12 protein-coding genes are annotated in these 15,608 nt (G+C 72.9%); 6 read left to right on the forward strand and 6 right to left on the reverse strand.

Annotated features, from left to right (window positions below; all coding sequences use genetic code 11):
• Positions 1 to 21: 21 nt before the first annotated feature.
• Positions 22 to 1,560, reverse strand: a complete 1,539-nt coding sequence (locus OG927_RS25530; protein ID WP_056789524.1) for a sugar transferase — start codon at positions 1,558 to 1,560, stop codon at positions 22 to 24.
• Between the two features lie 396 nt (positions 1,561 to 1,956).
• Between OG927_RS25530 and OG927_RS25535 the strand changes: the two genes are divergently transcribed.
• From OG927_RS25535 to OG927_RS25550, 4 genes are read left to right on the forward strand one after another with little or no spacing between them, the layout of a single operon-like run.
• Positions 1,957 to 3,246: an ATP-grasp domain-containing protein gene (locus OG927_RS25535; protein ID WP_056789527.1), complete on the forward strand. Its 1,290-nt coding sequence runs from the start codon at positions 1,957 to 1,959 to the stop codon at positions 3,244 to 3,246.
• A complete protein-coding gene (locus OG927_RS25540; RefSeq protein WP_319100447.1) occupies positions 3,243 to 4,463 on the forward strand; it encodes a peptidogalycan biosysnthesis protein in 1,221 nt (406 codons plus the stop codon). Before OG927_RS25535 ends, OG927_RS25540 begins: the two co-directional genes overlap by 4 nt.
• Complete coding sequence (locus OG927_RS25545; protein WP_056789535.1) at positions 4,460 to 6,214, forward strand: ABC transporter substrate-binding protein; 1,755 nt, start codon at positions 4,460 to 4,462, stop codon at positions 6,212 to 6,214. Before OG927_RS25540 ends, OG927_RS25545 begins: the two co-directional genes overlap by 4 nt.
• Positions 6,211 to 7,233, forward strand: coding sequence for a GNAT family N-acetyltransferase (locus tag OG927_RS25550; RefSeq protein WP_330320835.1), 1,023 nt, complete (start codon positions 6,211 to 6,213; stop codon positions 7,231 to 7,233). The genes OG927_RS25545 and OG927_RS25550 overlap by 4 nt, the downstream gene beginning before the upstream one ends.
• Here OG927_RS25550 and OG927_RS25555 read toward each other — a convergent pair.
• The 4 genes from OG927_RS25555 to OG927_RS25570 are packed head-to-tail and all read right to left on the reverse strand — an operon-like array spanning position 7,194 to position 10,986.
• Positions 7,194 to 8,201 (reverse strand): EamA family transporter, encoded by a 1,008-nt coding sequence (locus OG927_RS25555; protein WP_330320836.1) that lies wholly within the window; start codon positions 8,199 to 8,201, stop codon positions 7,194 to 7,196. The genes OG927_RS25550 and OG927_RS25555 overlap by 40 nt on opposite strands.
• Complete coding sequence (locus OG927_RS25560) at positions 8,198 to 9,508, reverse strand: serine hydrolase (protein ID WP_330320837.1); 1,311 nt, start codon at positions 9,506 to 9,508, stop codon at positions 8,198 to 8,200. The genes OG927_RS25555 and OG927_RS25560 overlap by 4 nt, the downstream gene beginning before the upstream one ends.
• A gap of 33 nt (positions 9,509 to 9,541) precedes the next feature.
• The gene (locus tag OG927_RS25565; protein ID WP_079099494.1) at positions 9,542 to 9,751 is read right to left on the reverse strand and encodes a ferredoxin; all 210 of its coding nucleotides are present in this window, start codon (positions 9,749 to 9,751) and stop codon (positions 9,542 to 9,544) included.
• Positions 9,748 to 10,986, reverse strand: coding sequence for a cytochrome P450 (locus tag OG927_RS25570; protein ID WP_330320838.1), 1,239 nt, complete (start codon positions 10,984 to 10,986; stop codon positions 9,748 to 9,750). Before OG927_RS25570 ends, OG927_RS25565 begins: the two co-directional genes overlap by 4 nt.
• 257 nt (positions 10,987 to 11,243) lie before the next feature.
• Between OG927_RS25570 and OG927_RS25575 the strand changes: the two genes are divergently transcribed.
• Positions 11,244 to 11,987, forward strand: coding sequence for an SDR family NAD(P)-dependent oxidoreductase (locus OG927_RS25575; protein WP_124280910.1), 744 nt, complete (start codon positions 11,244 to 11,246; stop codon positions 11,985 to 11,987).
• Between the two features lie 199 nt (positions 11,988 to 12,186).
• Positions 12,187 to 13,662 carry a LysR family transcriptional regulator gene (locus tag OG927_RS25580; RefSeq protein WP_242413156.1) on the forward strand — a complete coding sequence of 492 codons (1,476 nt, stop codon included), beginning with the start codon at positions 12,187 to 12,189 and terminating at the stop codon, positions 13,660 to 13,662.
• A 51-nt stretch (positions 13,663 to 13,713) separates the two neighbouring features.
• Here OG927_RS25580 and OG927_RS25585 read toward each other — a convergent pair whose 3' ends face one another.
• Positions 13,714 to 15,381 carry an ABC transporter substrate-binding protein gene (locus OG927_RS25585; protein WP_056789561.1) on the reverse strand — a complete coding sequence of 556 codons (1,668 nt, stop codon included), beginning with the start codon at positions 15,379 to 15,381 and terminating at the stop codon, positions 13,714 to 13,716.
• Between the last annotated feature and the right edge of the window lie 227 nt (positions 15,382 to 15,608).

The following is a 15,608-nucleotide window of genomic DNA, read 5'->3' on the forward strand; positions in this document are numbered from 1 at the left end:
CGCACGCGTTCCCCCGCCGCCTCAGTACGCCCCGCGGCCGTCGGTGACGGCGCGCACCGTACGGGCCAGGAGTCCCATGTCCGTGGCCACCGACCAGTTGTCGACGTACCAGAGGTCCAGCGAGACCGTCTCCTGCCAGGAGAGGTCGGAGCGACCGCTGACCTGCCACAGACCGGTCAGCCCCGGCCGGACCACCAGGCGCCGCAGCTCCCGTTCGTCGTAGCGCGAGACCTCCTCGGGCAGCGGAGGACGCGGACCTACCAGGGACATGTCACCCCGTAGCACGTTGAGGAGCTGCGGGAGTTCGTCGACGGAGGTGCGGCGCAGCGCGTGGCCGATCCGGGTCACGCGTGGATCGCGACGCATCTTGAACATCGGTCCCTCGCTCTCGTTCGCCGACGAGAGCTGTTCCCTACGTGCTTCCGCGTCGGCCACCATGGTGCGGAACTTCCACATGGTGAAGGGCCTGTTGTGGCGCCCGTGGCGGGTCTGCCGGTGGAAGACGGGACCCGGAGAGGTGAGCCGTACCGCCAGCGCGACGCCGAAGAACAGCGGTGCGAGCACCAGGAGTCCGAGAGCCGCGCCGCCCCGGTCCACGAAGGCCTTGACCGCCGCCTGCGGGCCGCGCCGCAGTGGCGGGGCGACATGCAGCAGGGTCAGTCCGGCGGCGGAGGCCGGGCGCACCCGGTCCGCGGCGATCCCCGACAGCCCCGAGAGCACGCAGAGCGCGATCCCGCTGTCGTGCAGGCCCCACGACAGCCGGCGGAGCCGGTCGTCGTCCAACTGCGGGCCGGGCGCGACGAGCACCAGGTCCGCATCGTGGGTGAAGGCCCCTCCGAGCACCGTGGACACGTCGTCGTCGGCCCGCTCGGGAGCGAGCCGCCCCGGCACGGGTGTCTCGAAGCTCGGTGCCCCCGGGCCCACCGGAACCGCCGCGACCACCGCATACGGGTGGTCCGCACGGGAGTTCAGCAGCCCCACCGTGCGGTCGAGGCCCGCGGCCCCGCCGACCACCAGCACCCGCCGGGCCGTCCGCCGCCGGGCGGACAGCCACCGGGCCGCCCCCGCGGCGAGCGCCGCCACGACAAGGCCGGGCACCAGGGCGGTGACGGTGGTCGCCGGGTCGTAGGACCCGCCCGTCACGGCCAGGAGCACGACGAGCAGTCCGACGAGCACCAGCCAGTCGCCGAGGGCGTTCCCCCGGACCCGGCCGGCGTCGCGCGCCGTCGCGTACCGGTCGCGCGCCGCTCGCACGCCCGCCCACGCCAGCGCGGCCACCGTGGCGGCGATCAGTGGTCTCGGCTGATCGCCGGCGCGGAGCACCAGCCAGGCGGGAACTCCCAGGCCCAGCAGGTCCGTCAGGGCCAGGAGCGGCAGGTGCCGCCCCGGCTTCCACTTCGTCCTCGGCCGGTCCGCGCGGTCACGCGGGACGGCCGGGGCCCTCCACAACTCCTCCGGAGTCGCCGTACGGTTTCGGGCCGCAGCGGTACGCGGTCGCGGTGCGCCCGCGAACCCAACGGACCCGGATATATCCGATTCAGGTATTTCGACATGCCCCATGAACCCCCCAGTCACAGTTGCATCCCCGCAAACGGGGCGCATCCGTCGATCCCAGGGATGACGGATGCGCCCTCGCTCGGTGCACGATATCCACACACGTGCCATTTCGCTGGAGTTCTCGTGAAGTTCAGACAGGCCGGATCGCCGGGCTCGTGCAGCATTCCGCATGTGATCTCGGAGCCTGTGCGCAGTTGTTCGAATCTGATGGTTTCGGGCAAGCGCTTCCACCGGGTGCTCCCGGGACCCGCACCCCGCCGGGGTCTTCCTATGCGCCTCGCGGACGGCCTATGCGCATGACCCTCCCAGGCATGGCCCCGCCCCGAGGGCGGCGGTTCAACTGGTCCCCGAAAACCCGGAACCGGTCGATTGCCACATCACCCACACGGGAGGCGCCCGATGACAACACCTCTGGCCGACTACGCGCAGTTCGCCGGGAAGCGGATCGCGATCGTCGAGCACATGCAGAACCATCCGTTCGTCCTGGGTCTGCGGCAGGCGCAGGAACACGGTCTGGAGGTGTGGCTGCTGACCGGCGACCGGTCCTGGTACACCCACGGCCACGACTGGGACAGCCACCCCCTCGCCCGGGTGGACCGGGTGATCGACGTCGACACCACCGACCTCGAAGCGGTGCTGTCCGTGGTCACCGGTGAGGACGGGAACTCCCTGGTCGACGGGCTGACCTCGTTCTCGGACTACCACACCGAGCTCGCCGCGCACGCGGCACGGCGCCTCGGCCTGCCCGGCCCCGACCCGGCCGCCGTACGGACCGCCAACATCAAGGACCAGCTGCGGATCGCGCTGGGCGACGAGCCGTTCAACATTCCGCACGTGCTGGTGAGCCACAAGGCCCAGCTCGACGAGGCGGCCCGCCGCCTCGGCTTCCCGATGATCGCCAAACCCCCGGCCGAGGCGATCAGTTACGGGGTCCGCAGGGTCGACGACATGGAGCAGCTCACCGAGGCGTGGGAGGAGCTCTCCGCCGTGCGGCACAGCCTGCGCGGCCAGCCCAGGAGCGGGGACGTCCTCCTGGAGCAGTACGTCGAAGGGGTCGAGGTCAGCGTCGAGACGATGACGGTCGACGGGTACACCCACGTCTTCGGTGTCACGTCCAAGGACCTCTTCGGGGACCCCGCCTACATCGAGTGCGGGCACACCTTCCCCGTGCCGCTGGAGGACGAGGAGCGCGACGAGCTCTACTCCGTGGTCCGCGGCACCCTGGAGATGATCGGCTACCGGCACGGCCCCTGCCACACCGAGGTCCGCCGCACCGAGTCCGGCTGGCGGATCATCGAGGCCAACCCGCGCACCCCGTCGAGCTGCATGACCATGCTCGTCACCGACGTCACGGGCCGCAGCCCCATCCTGGACGCCTGGCTGCTCACCATCGGGGTGACCCCGGCGATCGAGCCCGTGGTGCACTCCGGGGGCGCCGCCGTGCGCATGATCTACCCGACCCGGCGTGGCGTGCTCACCCGGATCGACGGACTGGAAGCGGCGGCGGCGGTGGAGAACGTGCAGGTGCTGCTGCACGTCGAGAAGGGCGACGCGCTGCTCCAGCGGATGGACAACTCCTCCTGTGTCGGATTCACGTACTGCAACGGCCCCGACCGGCTGACCGCGCAGGCGCTGGCCGACAAGGCAGCGGCGCTGCTCGACTTCGTCGTCGAGGAAGAGCTCCGGTGAGCCCGGACACGGCACCCGGCCCCCTACCCGACGCGGAGCCCGCCGCGACGTCGGGCGCGGCAGCCGGCGCGACGCCCGGCGTCCGGCCGGTCGCGGACGCGGCCGGTCTGGAGGCGGCGGGCTGGAACGGGCTCCTCGGCGTCGAGGACTTCTTCCAGACACCCCGCTGGCTCACCGTCCAGGAGCGCAACTCCGGTACCACGATGGACTTCCTGGTCCGTGACCGCGGCGGCGCCCCCGTCGCCGGCCTCGTGACCGCCTGGGCCGACACCTCGGTGGCCTGGCTGCTCGCACGGCCCGACGCCATGCTGAAGCGGGCCGTGGAGCAGGAGGTACCCGAGGCGCGGGAGCTGCTGCACGATCTCGCGGACGGCGACCCGGCCACCCTGCTGCCGTCCCTGGTCTGCGGCGGCCGCCACCTGGGACGCACCCGGACGCTCGCCACCCCCGACGCCACGGAAGCCGATGTGGAGGCCCTGCTGGAAGGGGCCGAGGGGCTCGCCGCGGAGCGGGGGGCGGCCTCCGTGTGCTTCCCGCACGTGGACCTGCGCGACACCGGACTCGTGGCCCTGCTGGAGAGCCGCGGGTACCGCCACCACACCTCCGACCACTACGCCTGGCTGGACATCCCGCCCGGCGGGTACGACGAGTTCGTCGAGGAGATGAGCGCCCACCGGCGCCGCCGCGTCCGCCTGGAACGCCGGGCGCTGGACGAGGCGGGCGTCGAGGTGCACGTCGAACCGCTCACCCGGGCCCTCGCGCCCCGGCTCGGTGAGCTCGACGCCAACCTGCTGCTCAAGTACGGCAATCCGGCCAGTGCCGAGGGCTCCGCCGGAATGATCGGCCGCATCGCCGACGTGATGGGCGACGACGTCCTGGTCTCCGTCGCCCGGCAGCACGGAAGCATCATCGGCTTCGGCATGGTGCTCCGGTCGAAGGCGCGCGGCGACGAGCAGTGGTTCGGTCACCGGGCCGGATTCGACTACGAGGCCCAGGGCAAGCTGCCGCTCTACTACGACGTCCTCTACTACCGGGTGCTCGACGCCGCCGCCAAGGAGGGCGCCACCGTCCTGCACGCCGGTATCGGCAGCATCAAGGCCAAACTGGCCCGCGGCTGCCGGTCCAGTGAACAGCGCTCGTACCTGCTGCGGCTGCCCCGTACCGGCGCCCCCGCCGGCCCACGCGGCGCACGAGAACGGGAGACCCCCACACGATGAGTGCCGGTACCGACCCCGCCCCGACGCACGGCGCACCCGCCCCGGCCCCCGGAGACGCGCACGACCCGGGGCCCGGCGGCTGGAACGCGGCCGTCGGGGCGATGGTGAACCCCTCGGAGCAGCGCGGCGGAACCCTGCGCCTGGTCTCCTCCGCCGACGTCGACTCGCTGGACCCCGCCCGGACCTACTACGTCTGGGTGTGGCTGCTCCAGCGGATGCTCAACCGCACCCTGATGGCGTATCCGACCGAGCCGGGCACGGCGGGCCTCACGCCCGTCCCCGACCTGGCCGAGGGCCCCGGGGTGCCCGGCGACGGCAACCGCACCTGGACCTACCGGCTCCGCGAGGGCCTCCGCTTCGACGACGGCACCCCGGTGACCTCCGCCGACGTGCGGTACGCCGTCCAGCGGATCTTCGCCCAGGACGTGCTCCCCGGCGGGCCGACCTATCTGGTGCCGCTGCTCGACGACCCGGCACGCCCGTACGCCGGGCCCTACCGGGACGGCGACCCCGAGGCGCTGCCCGCCGTGCTGACCCCGGACGACCGCACGATCGTCTTCCGGCTGCGCACACCCTTCTCCGACTTCGACCACCTGATGGCCCAGCCGTGCGTCGCCCCCGTGCCCCGGCACGCCGACACCGGCGCCCGCTACGGTGACGCCCCGCGCTCCACCGGCCCCTACCGGGTCGCGGACCACCGTCCCGGCTCGCACCTCCACCTGGAACGCAACCCGCACTGGGACCGGGCCACCGACCCCGTGCGGCCCGCGCTGCCGGACCGGGTCGAGCTGACCATCGGGCTCGGCCTCGACGAGATGGACGAACGGCTGACCGCCGGTGAGTTCGACATCAACCTCGAAGGACGGGGTCTCCAGCACGCGGCCCAGGACCGCCTCGCCGGCGACCCGGTGCTCCGCTCCCGCACCGACAACCCCAAGACGAGCTTCCTGCACTTCGTCTCGCTCCAGCCGCACGTCCCGCCGTTCGACAACCCCCACGTGCGGCGCGCGGTGCACTACGCGGCCGACAAGATCCTCCTCCAGGAGGCGCGCGGCGGACCGGTCACCGGCGGCGACCTGACCACCGCGCTCTTCCCGCCGCGCCTCGCCGCGCACCAGGCGCTGGACCGTTATCCGACCGGCCCGGACCTGCGCGGCGACCTCGACGCGGCACACGCCGAACTGGCCGCCGCCGGACTGCCGGACGGCTTCGACGCGGTCATCGGCACCCAGCGCGGCAAGTTCCGCCTGGTCGCCGACGCCGTCGTCGAGTCGGTCGCCCGGGTCGGTATCCGGCTCACCGTCAAGGAACTCGACGTGGCCACCTACTTCAGCCAGGGGGCGGGCTCGCCCGAGACGATCCGCAAGCACGGCCTGGGCCTGATCGTCACCGACTGGGGCGCCGACTTCCCCACCGAGTACGGCTTCCTCGCCCCGCTGGTGGACGGCCGGCTGATCCGGCCCGGCGGCGGCAACTGGAACATCGCCGAGCTCGACGACCCGGAGGTCAACGCCCTGATCGACGAGAGTCTGCACACCGAGGACCCGGCCGCACGCGCCGAGCTGTGGCGCGACGTGGAGCGCCGGGTGATGGACCACGCGGTCATCCTGCCGCTGGTCCACGACAAGACCCTCCACTACCGAAGCCCGCGGGTCACCAACGTCTACGTCCACCCGGCCTTCGGGCTGTACGACGTGCAGGCGATGGGGGTCGCGGGGACACGCACCGACCGGGAGACCGACACCGTATGAATGACATCGCCCACGAGCTCCGCTTCGTCCCGTTAACCGCGGACGACGCGCCCGTGCTCGCCGCCTGGCTCAGGCTGACCACCGAGTCCGCCGACGACGTCCCGCTGTCCGCCGCACCGCCCTGCGCGGCGGACCTGGCCGGTTCGGTGCGCTTCGCGCCGCCCGGCACCGCCCTGGTGGGCGAGGCCGCCTACCGGGACGGGGAGCTGATCGGCGCGACACGCCTCGTGCTGCCCGACGGGGCGCCCGTCGCCGTCGTCGACCAGCTGCTGGTCGATCCGGCGCTCCGCCGGCAGGGCGTGGGCAGGGCCCTGGCCGTGCGGGCCCGGGAGCTCGCGGCCGCCCACGGCCGCACCGCCCTGGTCGCCGACCTCGTGCAGGCACTGCCGGGGGGACCGGACCGGGACGGGGGGCCGGCGGCGTTCGCCGCGGCCGTGGGCGGCGCGCCCGCGGCCGGTCCGGAGGGCATCCACCAGTGGCTCGACCTGGACCGGCACGACCCACTGGCCGGCGGGGTGCCCGAAGTCCCGGCGGGCTACCGGCTGGTGACCTGGGGCACCATCACCCCGGACCGGTTCGCCGTCGCCGTCTCGGAGCTGGGCCAGACGCTCGGCAGCAGCGATCCGCAGAGCTGGGACACGAGCCCGGAGGCGATCCGCACCAGCCACGTCCGCCGCTACGAACGCATGCGGGTCGGCCGGGGACGCCGGGCCTACCACGCGGGCGTCGTCCACGAGGAGACCGGCGAGCTGGCCGGCTTCACCAGCGTCTCGAAGACCACCGGCAATCCGGAGCACGCGCTCCAGGGCATGACCGTCGTGGGCCGGGACCACCGGGGGCACCGCCTGGGACGGCTGCTGAAGCTCGCCAACCTCGCCCACGTGCGCGAGTACGAGCCGTCGGTGCGGCTGATCGAGACGGCCAACGCCGACGACAACCACCCGATGATCGCCCTCAACGAGGCCATGGGCTTCGTACCTCAGGAGCGCTTGGTCTCCTGGGAGGCACCCGTCTCCTGAGACGTGCCCGGCTCCCGGGAGCCGGCCGCCGGCTGCGGCCCCTCGCCCTCCGTCACGGGGCGGGGGGCCGCAGCCGTACCCGGGGAGCGGTCGCGCAGGAAGCCCGGCAGCCAGCCCGTGCCGATCAGGACACCGCCGACGACCGCGACCCCGCCGGCCACCGCCCAGCCGGTCGGCCGCTCGTCCAGCGCCAGCCAGGCGCCCGCCATGCCCACCACCGGCACCAGCATCGAGAACGGTGCCACCACCCCGGCCGGATAGCGCTTCAGCAGCGCCGTCCAGATCCCCGAGCCGACGACGCTGCCCAGCACCGCGATGTAGACGAGCGCAGCGAGGCTGGGCCAGCCCTCCGCGCTGAACGAGGTCCCCAGCGCGCGCCAGCCCGTGCCCGGCCCCTCCATCACCGCGGACAGGGCGAGCAGCGGAAGCGGCGGGACCACCGCCATCCACAGGGCGAAGCGCAGCGGGAACTCCGGCCTGGCCTGCCTGCTGGACAGATTGCCGCACGCCCAGCCCAGCGCCGCCAGTACGGTCAGGACGACCGGCAGCAGCGGCGCGGTCCGCGCCCGGTCCACGGCGATCACCGCCATGCCCAGCACCGCGAGCCCGATCCCGGCCATCTGCCGCCCGGAGACCCGCTCCTTCAGCAGCAGCGCCCCCAGCAGCACCGTGAACGGCGCCGCGGCCTGCACCACCACGGAGGCCAGCCCCGACGGCATGCCCCGGTCGATCGCCAGGAACAGCAGCCCGAACTGCACCGTACCGAAACCCAGTCCGTACCCCAGGAGCCAGCGCAGCGGCACTCCGGGGCGCGGGACGAAGAGGACCACCGGCACCGCGAGGACGAGGTAGCGCAGGGCCGCGAGGAAGAACGGCGGGAAGTGGTCGAGCCCGACCCGCACGGCGAGGAAGTTCAGCCCCCACAGCACGGCCACCAGCACGGCCAGGAGTTTGTCGCGGGCGGTCACCGCTGCGGACCGGCGAGCAGTCCGGACTCGATGACCCGTCCGCCCATGCCCCGGAGGAACTGGCCGTCGCCGATGAGCTTCTGGTCGTCGGCGGCCTGCTGGAGCACCAGGACGTACCGGACGCCCTCGGGGTCCTCCAGCAGCCAGCAGAACATCATCACCCCGGGGCAGGAACCGCCCTTGAACACCGCCCTGGGCCAGCGGGCGGCGTCGATCGGAACACCGGGGTAGGCGGTGAGGATCGACTCGACGGCCCCGCTCGTGTCCGCGGCCCCGTCGTCCGCGAGTGCCAGCAGGACCCGCATCACGTCGTACGCGCTCATGTGCCAGTCCAGGCCCAGCCGGTGCACGGTGGGTCCGAGGTCCGAGCCCCGGACGGTCATCGGACCCGCGATCGCCTCCACGAGGCGCCGGCGTCCCGCCTCGTCCGCTGCGGACCACTCCTCGCGCAGTTCCGGCGCACCCCAGCCGAGCTCGAAGACCTCGTGGCTGGTCAGGAAGGGCCGCAGCAGCGACGGGTCGCTGTGCCCGGCCGCCTCCACGGCGCGCTCCACCGCGTCCCGGCCCACCAGGTCCTGGATCAGGTCGGCCGCCGTGTTGTCGCTCATCGCGATCATCTTGTACGCGGTCTCGCGGACCGGGACCCGGGTGCCGTCGGGCAGCTCCTGCATGTCCCCGGTGGGCAGACTGCGCAGCTCGGGCGTGACGGTCACCTCGTCGTCCCAGCGGACGGTGCCCGCGGCGACGGCGGCCACCAGGGCGCGCATCAGATACAGCTTGTACGAGGACCCGTTGGGCATCGGCCGGTCCGCGTCCTTCGCGTACAGGGTCTCGACCGTCCCCCGCTCCACCCGTGCGGCCAGTGCGGACCAGGTGACGCCCGGCTGCTCCAGCGCCCCGGCCAGTGACGCCCAGTCGTGGACCTCGGGCGTCACGACCTCGGGCCCGAGGTGGAGGACCCGGATGAGCCCGGAGGAGTCCAGGGTGAGGGACAGGGTGGAGCGGACGCCGGTGGGTCCGGCCAGCGTCACCCACGACTTGTGGGCGACCGGCTGGTAGTCGACGACGGTGAACGGCCCGTTCTCGCGCCACTGTTCGAGGGTGGCGACGAAGCCCCGCGGGTGGCGGGCGAGGAACACGGGCACGAAGTGCCCGGTCGGATCCTCGTCCGGGAGGCCGGGGGCGGTGAGCAGCCCCGCCGCCCACCGGGTCCGGACGCCGAGGGGGGTGTCGTCCCCGGCGAGTGCCGCCGCGGCCCCCGTCCGGGGGGCGCGGGCGGACGCGGCGGAACCGGGCAGATCGATCATCATCGCTCCTTGTCGGCCGTTCCCGACCGCTGATCAGTTCTCGGTGACAGTGATGGCGGCGCAGGGACAGAGCTCGGCGCAGAGCCGGACCGTCTCGTGCAGTGCGGACGGGGGTTCGGCCAGCAGCAGGACCACCGTGCCGCTGTCCGGGTCCTGGTCGAAGACCTCGGGGGCGGTCGCCGCGCACCGGCCCATCGCGCAGCAGGCGTCGGTGTCGACGGCCACGCGCAGCCCGGCGCTCACCAGGTCACCGGCAGCGCGCCGAGCCCGTAACTGGACACCTCGTGCCGGAAGTCCAGCTCGTCGAACGGGACCGCGAGCCGGGCGCCGGGCATCCACCGCAGCACCGCGGAGAGCATCTCCTCGATCTCGACCTTGGCGAGCCACTGGCCCAGGCACTGGTGGATGCCGTGGCCGAACGCCAGATGGCGGCGGGCGTCCCGGTGCGGGTCGAGGGTGTCGGGCGAGGCGAACACCGCCTCGTCGCGGTTGCCCGCGGAGAGCGACACCACGACGCCCTCGCCGGCCCGGATCGTGACGTCGTCCAGCTCCACGTCCTCCAGCGCGGCGCGGGCCAGCCCGTTCTGCACGATGGAGTGGAACCGCAGGAGCTCCTCCACGGCCTTGGGCAGCAGCTCTCCGCCGTCGGCCAGGGAGGCGGCCAGCGAGTCGGCCAGCCCCTGGTCGGTCACCAGGCTCAGCAGGCTGAGGCTCGCCTGGCTCGTCGTCGTGCCGTGCCCGGCGACCAGCAGCAGCCGGCACATCGGGACCAGTTCCTCCACGGTCAGATTCCCCGGGCGCACCTGGTCCAGGACCAGCCGGCTCACCAGGTCGTCGCCCGGTTCGCGCATCCGCTCCTCGACCACGTCGCGCAGCAGCCCGTCCAGTTCGTCGCGGGCCGCCGCGACCTGGGCGGGAGCGTATCCGCGGTCGATGAGGACGGCGGCCCGGTTCTCGATCAGCTCACGGCTCTCGGCCGATACCCCGAACAGCAGGGCGATCACCCGGGACGGCACGGGAATCGTCAGGCCGCGGACCAGGTCCACCGGGCGTTCCCGGGCCACCAGATCGGCCATGATCCCGTCCAGCGACTCCCGCAGCACGGGGCGCATCGCCTCGGCCCTGCCGTGCAGGAACTCCCGGGTGAGCATGGACCGCAGCCGGGAGTGGTCGGGGTCGTCCATGCGGATGAAGGAGGCGGTGTGCGGCTGGTCCCGCACCAGGACGGACGTACGCGTCATCATCGGGAAGCCGGGGGCGCTGGTCACCGCGGTGAACCTGCGGTCGGCGAGCACCGCGCGGACGTGCGGGTGGGCGGTCACCAGCCATACCTGGCTGCCGTCCCACATGGTGATCCGGCTCGCGGCCCGGCCCGATCTCAGCTTGGCGAGCTGCGGCGGCGGATCGACCGGGGAGACGCGCTCCATCGGATAGGACGGCGGTGCCGCCCCTTCACGGATCGCTGCGTCGTACGTCATTGTGTCCCACCTATCACTGCACGGGCGTGCCGACGTGAAGTAGCGGTCACAATCTGCCCTGCCCGGCCGGGCTCGTCCGGTTCCGGCGAACGGTCGCGCATAACCGGTCCGGGACGCACATAACCAGAGGCCCCGGCAGCGATTCACCCGGCGCCGACACGGCTGGTACGGTCGCCCCGCCGCACCGTCGGACGTTTCCAGCCACCGGACCACCCATCCGGGTCCGACCACTCCAACCGCCAAGAGAACGGGGCACGATGACATCGTCGCTGCAGGGGAAAGTCGCGCTCGTCACGGGAGCCAGCTCAGGAATCGGCGAGGCCACCGCACGGGCCCTGGCCGGTGCCGGAGCCGCTGTCGCACTCGCCGCCCGCCGCACCGAACGGCTGCACGCACTGCGTGACGAACTGGAGGCGGCCGGCGCCCGCGTGCACGTCCTGCCGCTGGACGTCACCGACGAACAGGCCGTCGCCGACGCCGTACGGTCCACCGTCGACGCGCTCGGCAGGATCGACATCCTGGTGAACAACGCCGGGCTGATGCTGCTCGGACCGGTCGAGGGGGCCGACACCACCGACTGGACCCGGATGATGGACACCAACGTCATGGGCCTGATGTACATGACGCACGCGGCCCTTCCGCACCTGCTGGAGAACGCCGGCACGGTCGTGCAGATCTCGTCGATCGCCGCCCGTGTCGTCGGCCGCGGCAGCGCCGTGTACAACGCCAGCAAGTTCGCCGTGAACGGCTTCAGCGAGGGGCTGCGCCAGGAGGTCACCGAGCGGGGCGTCCGCGTGGTGGTCATCGAGCCCGGCACCGTCGAGACCGAACTGCGCGACCACATCACCCACGCCCCGTCCAAGGCCGCGATCACCGAACGGGTGGCGAAGATCCGGCAGTTGCAGGGCGAGGACATCGCCGCCGCGGTCCTCTACGCGGTCACGGCGCCCGCGCACGCGACGGTCAACGAGATCTTCATCCGTCCCACCGACCAGGCCTGACACCCCCGGCACCGCACACGCACGGCGGGTCCCGCGTTCGCGGGGCCCGCCGTGCTGCTGTCCGCGGCCCCCGCCCACCGCGTGAGGAGAGAGAGGAGAGAACGCCTGCCTAACGTGAGCCGGAACAGGCCGTCACAGGTGAAGAAGAGGCGTCATTCTCCGGTTCCAACCGATAAGGAAACCGTCAGTGTCTTCTGCGATGCGATTGACTTCTGTTCCCGACCGGTTGACCCAGCTGCCGTTCGCGCGGCCGGATCTCCTGCTGCTGGACGCGGTCGGACAGTACGGAGACCTCGCCGAAGCCGCCCGCCGGGCAGGGATGAGACCGGGCGCCGCCGAGCGGCAGCTCGACCGGCTGGACCGGGCCACCGGTCTGCGGCTGACGCTGCGCGGCCACCACACCGCGCGGCTGACTTCGGCGGGCTCCCGGATGCTGGTCGCCGGACGCCGGTTCTTCCGGCAGGTCGACCAGGCCGTCCAGACCGACATCTACGGGCGGGGCACGGAGGCCCTGAACGCCCCGAGGATCCTGAACATCGCCTCCGCCGAACCCCTCATGGAGGACCTCGTCGAGGATGCCGCGGACGGTCTGGGCATCCTCCTCTCGGTCAGCCACGACGCACCGCACCAGGTGCTCCAGCAGCTCTCCGGCTATCGCGTCGACGCCGCGCACACCTGGAGCCTCGACTCCCTGCGCCACTCGGTCGACCGCACCGTCCGCTCGTACGACGTCCTGGACGACCCGCTCTGGGTGACCCTGCCCGTCGGCCACCCGCTGGCCGCCCGGGAGACGGTCTCGCTCGCCGATCTGCGGGACGAGAGCTGGGTCTCCGAGATCGGCCCGAACGCCGAGGTCCTGGTGACCCGCGTGTACCAGGGCGCGGGGCTCACCCCGCCCGCCCGCATCCAGGTCACCGGGGCGTCCGTGGCCCGGGGGATGCTGCGGCGCGGCGACGCGGTCGGGCTCGGCTCCCCGGCGTGCCCCGCCGTCTTCGCGCCCTCGCTGGTACGCCGGTCCGTCGTCGAACGCCCGCGCCGCACCGCCGGGCTGCTGGTCGACCCGTCCGTCGTCCCCCACGCCCTGGGCGGGCAGCTGGCCGCCCTGCTCACCGGGCGCTATCTGAGCAGGTTCGCCGAGCACCACGGGGACATGCTGCGCGATCCGTGGTGGGCCGACTGGTTCCGCCGGCAGACCGCCGAGTGCGAGGCGCGCACCGACGCGGCCGCCCGCAGCAGCGAGACGCCGCCCGCGCTGCCCGCCGAGTCGGCCGAGGTCGACGTCGAGGACCTCCACCTGCTGCGGGCGGTGGCCGAGCACGGCAGCATCAACCGGGCCGCGGCCGTGCTGTCCATCAGCCAGTCGGCCCTCACCCGCCGCATCCACCGGCTCGAACTCCGGCTCGGCGCACGGCTGCTGCTGCGCAGCTCGCGGGGGACCGACCTGACCGGGCCCACACGGCAGTTCCTGACCCGGCTGGCCGGCTTCGAGGCCGAGCTGTACGAGGCGGGCGTCGCCTGCTGGAGCGTCAGCCGGCCGGGAGCACTCGTGGGCGAGGCGGACGACAGCGGCCCGCACCGCGTGTACCGCGGACTGCGGGCCGGGACCGGGCGGGCCCGGCGGGGGGCCGAGCCGGGCCTCGGCACCGCACGCCCCACCGTCGCCGGCCGGGGCTGAGCGGCGCCGGGTGCGGCCGGGGACCTGCGGTCCCCGGCCGGCCGGTGCGCGTCAGCGCGCGCCGAGCGCCACGTAGTCGTACATCCCGAAAGATCCGGTGACCTGCACGTTGCGGGCGTCCGGGTGCCGGTACAGCAGGGACCGCGGGTACAGGTACGGGACGATCACCGCGTGGTCCATGGTCAGCCGGTCGATCCGGTGCCAGATGGCCGCCCGCTCGGCCGGGTCGCCGCTGACGGCGCCCTGGTCGAGCAGCGCGTTGATCTCCGGATCGTCCAGCTCGCCCATGTTCTGGTTGCCGCGCTCCTTGATCGCCCGGCCGTCCACGATCTGCTGGAAGAAGCCGTATCCGTCGGGGAAGTCGGCACCCCAGCCGAACATGATGATCCCGATGCCGTTCTCGCGCAGGTACTCAGGGCTGCCGCCGTACCGGTCGAAGTAGTCGCCCGACGGGAAGTCCAGCACCTCGGCCTCGATGCCGACCCTGGCCAGCCCCGCGGCCAGCGCCTCGGCCGCCCGGTACTCCTTGAGCCGGTCCTTGCGGGCCGCGATCTTCGTGACGAAGCCGTCCGGCATCCCCGCCAGCACCAGCTCGGCGCGGGCCGCCTCGAGGTCCCCGGTGCCGGCGTCACCGACCGGGTAGCGGTCGAAGGGCGCGTACCCGTCGATCGTGGGCGGCAGGATGGTGGTGGCGATGTCACCGCCGACCGGGCCGCCGTACGCCGCCTGCATGGCCGCCTTGTCCGTGGCGAACTGCACCGCCCGGCGGCAGTGCACGTTGTCGAACGGCGTGATGCGGCTCGACAGGCAGTAGATCCAGGTGAAACCCGTCAGCGGGTTGTCGGCGTTGGCCCGCAGCTCGGGGTCGGCCAGGATCCGCTCCTGCGCGGCCGGCTGGACACCGAAGCCCGCGAGGTCGATGTGGGCCTCGCCGGAGATCAGCATCCGGTCCACCTCGTGCGGCTCCACACCGAGGTGGACCTCGATGCGCCGGGCACGCTGCTTGCGCACCGGGTCGGTCTCCGGGTCCCAGTGGGGATTGTGCTCCAGCACGGCGAGCCTGCCGCGCTCGTAGGAGACCACGCGGTACGGACCGGTGGCCACGGGGCCGAGCCGGTAGCCGATCCCGGTGTCCCGGTCCTTGGGGACCGGGGTGGTGCTCGGCATCGTGGCCAGCAGGTCCATGCCCGCGAACGGCTCGGTCAGCCGGAAGACCAGCGTGCGCTCGTCGGGGGTCTCCAGGGTGACGGGACCGTCGGCCTCCGGCTCGCGCCACGGGCCGCCGTACTCGGTGCCCAGCAGGTGGCGGAAGTACGTCGGGCCGACGCCCAGCACGTCCGTCCCGTAGTTGCTCCGGGCTATCGCGTACTTGACGTCCGCCGAGGTGACCGGAGTGCCGTCCTCGAACAGCAGGCCCGGACGCAGCCGGTAGGTCCAGGTACGCCCGCCGTCGGACGACTCGCCGAGCGACTCGGCCAGGTCCGGCACCAGCCGCTGCCCGGCCTTGCCGGGGGCGGTGTCGAAGGTGACCAGGGTCCGGCCGATCAGGCGGAGGAAGTTCCAGGTGTACGCGTAGTACGTGTTGCCGGGGTCGAGCGAGTCGAAGTCGTCGGTGCGCACGAGGCGCAGGGTGCCGCCCAGGGCGTCGGTCGGCGCGACCACGCCGTCGACGGCGGCGTCGAAGCCGGTGTTCGTGGGGTCCGACTGTTCGGTCTCCATGTACCTGCAGCCCTTCTCGCGGTGATTTCAGCGCCATTCTGCGGTCGGGGCGGGTGCCGTGGAGGAGGCCGGCGGCCGGGCGCATAGCGGACCGCCGGTCGGTATAGCGACGGGAGATCCGGCGGAGAGGCGGGGGAGAGGCAGGACCGCTTGGCTCGCGTTCCCCCCACGCGCGAAAGAGCGTGAACGGACGAGAGGCACAGACGTGCTCAGAAGAAAGAGATGGC

The organism is Streptomyces clavifer (assembly GCF_036345975.1).
In the GTDB taxonomy this organism is placed as follows: domain Bacteria; phylum Actinomycetota; class Actinomycetes; order Streptomycetales; family Streptomycetaceae; genus Streptomyces; species Streptomyces clavifer.

What these genes read in the sequence shown, in the direction of transcription:
- OG927_RS25530 (WP_056789524.1), bottom strand. Translation starts at nt 1,560, where the DNA reads ATGGGGCATGTCGAAATACCTGAATCGGATATATCCGGGTCCGTTGGG.
- OG927_RS25535 (WP_056789527.1), top strand. Translation starts at nt 1,957, where the DNA reads ATGACAACACCTCTGGCCGACTACGCGCAGTTCGCCGGGAAGCGGATC.
- OG927_RS25545 (WP_056789535.1), top strand. Translation starts at nt 4,460, where the DNA reads ATGAGTGCCGGTACCGACCCCGCCCCGACGCACGGCGCACCCGCCCCG.
- OG927_RS25550 (WP_330320835.1), top strand. Translation starts at nt 6,211, where the DNA reads ATGAATGACATCGCCCACGAGCTCCGCTTCGTCCCGTTAACCGCGGAC.
- OG927_RS25560 (WP_330320837.1), bottom strand. Translation starts at nt 9,508, where the DNA reads ATGATCGATCTGCCCGGTTCCGCCGCGTCCGCCCGCGCCCCCCGGACG.
- OG927_RS25570 (WP_330320838.1), bottom strand. Translation starts at nt 10,986, where the DNA reads ATGACGTACGACGCAGCGATCCGTGAAGGGGCGGCACCGCCGTCCTAT.
- OG927_RS25575 (WP_124280910.1), top strand. Translation starts at nt 11,244, where the DNA reads ATGACATCGTCGCTGCAGGGGAAAGTCGCGCTCGTCACGGGAGCCAGC.
- OG927_RS25580 (WP_242413156.1), top strand. Translation starts at nt 12,187, where the DNA reads ATGCGATTGACTTCTGTTCCCGACCGGTTGACCCAGCTGCCGTTCGCG.
- OG927_RS25585 (WP_056789561.1), bottom strand. Translation starts at nt 15,381, where the DNA reads ATGGAGACCGAACAGTCGGACCCCACGAACACCGGCTTCGACGCCGCC.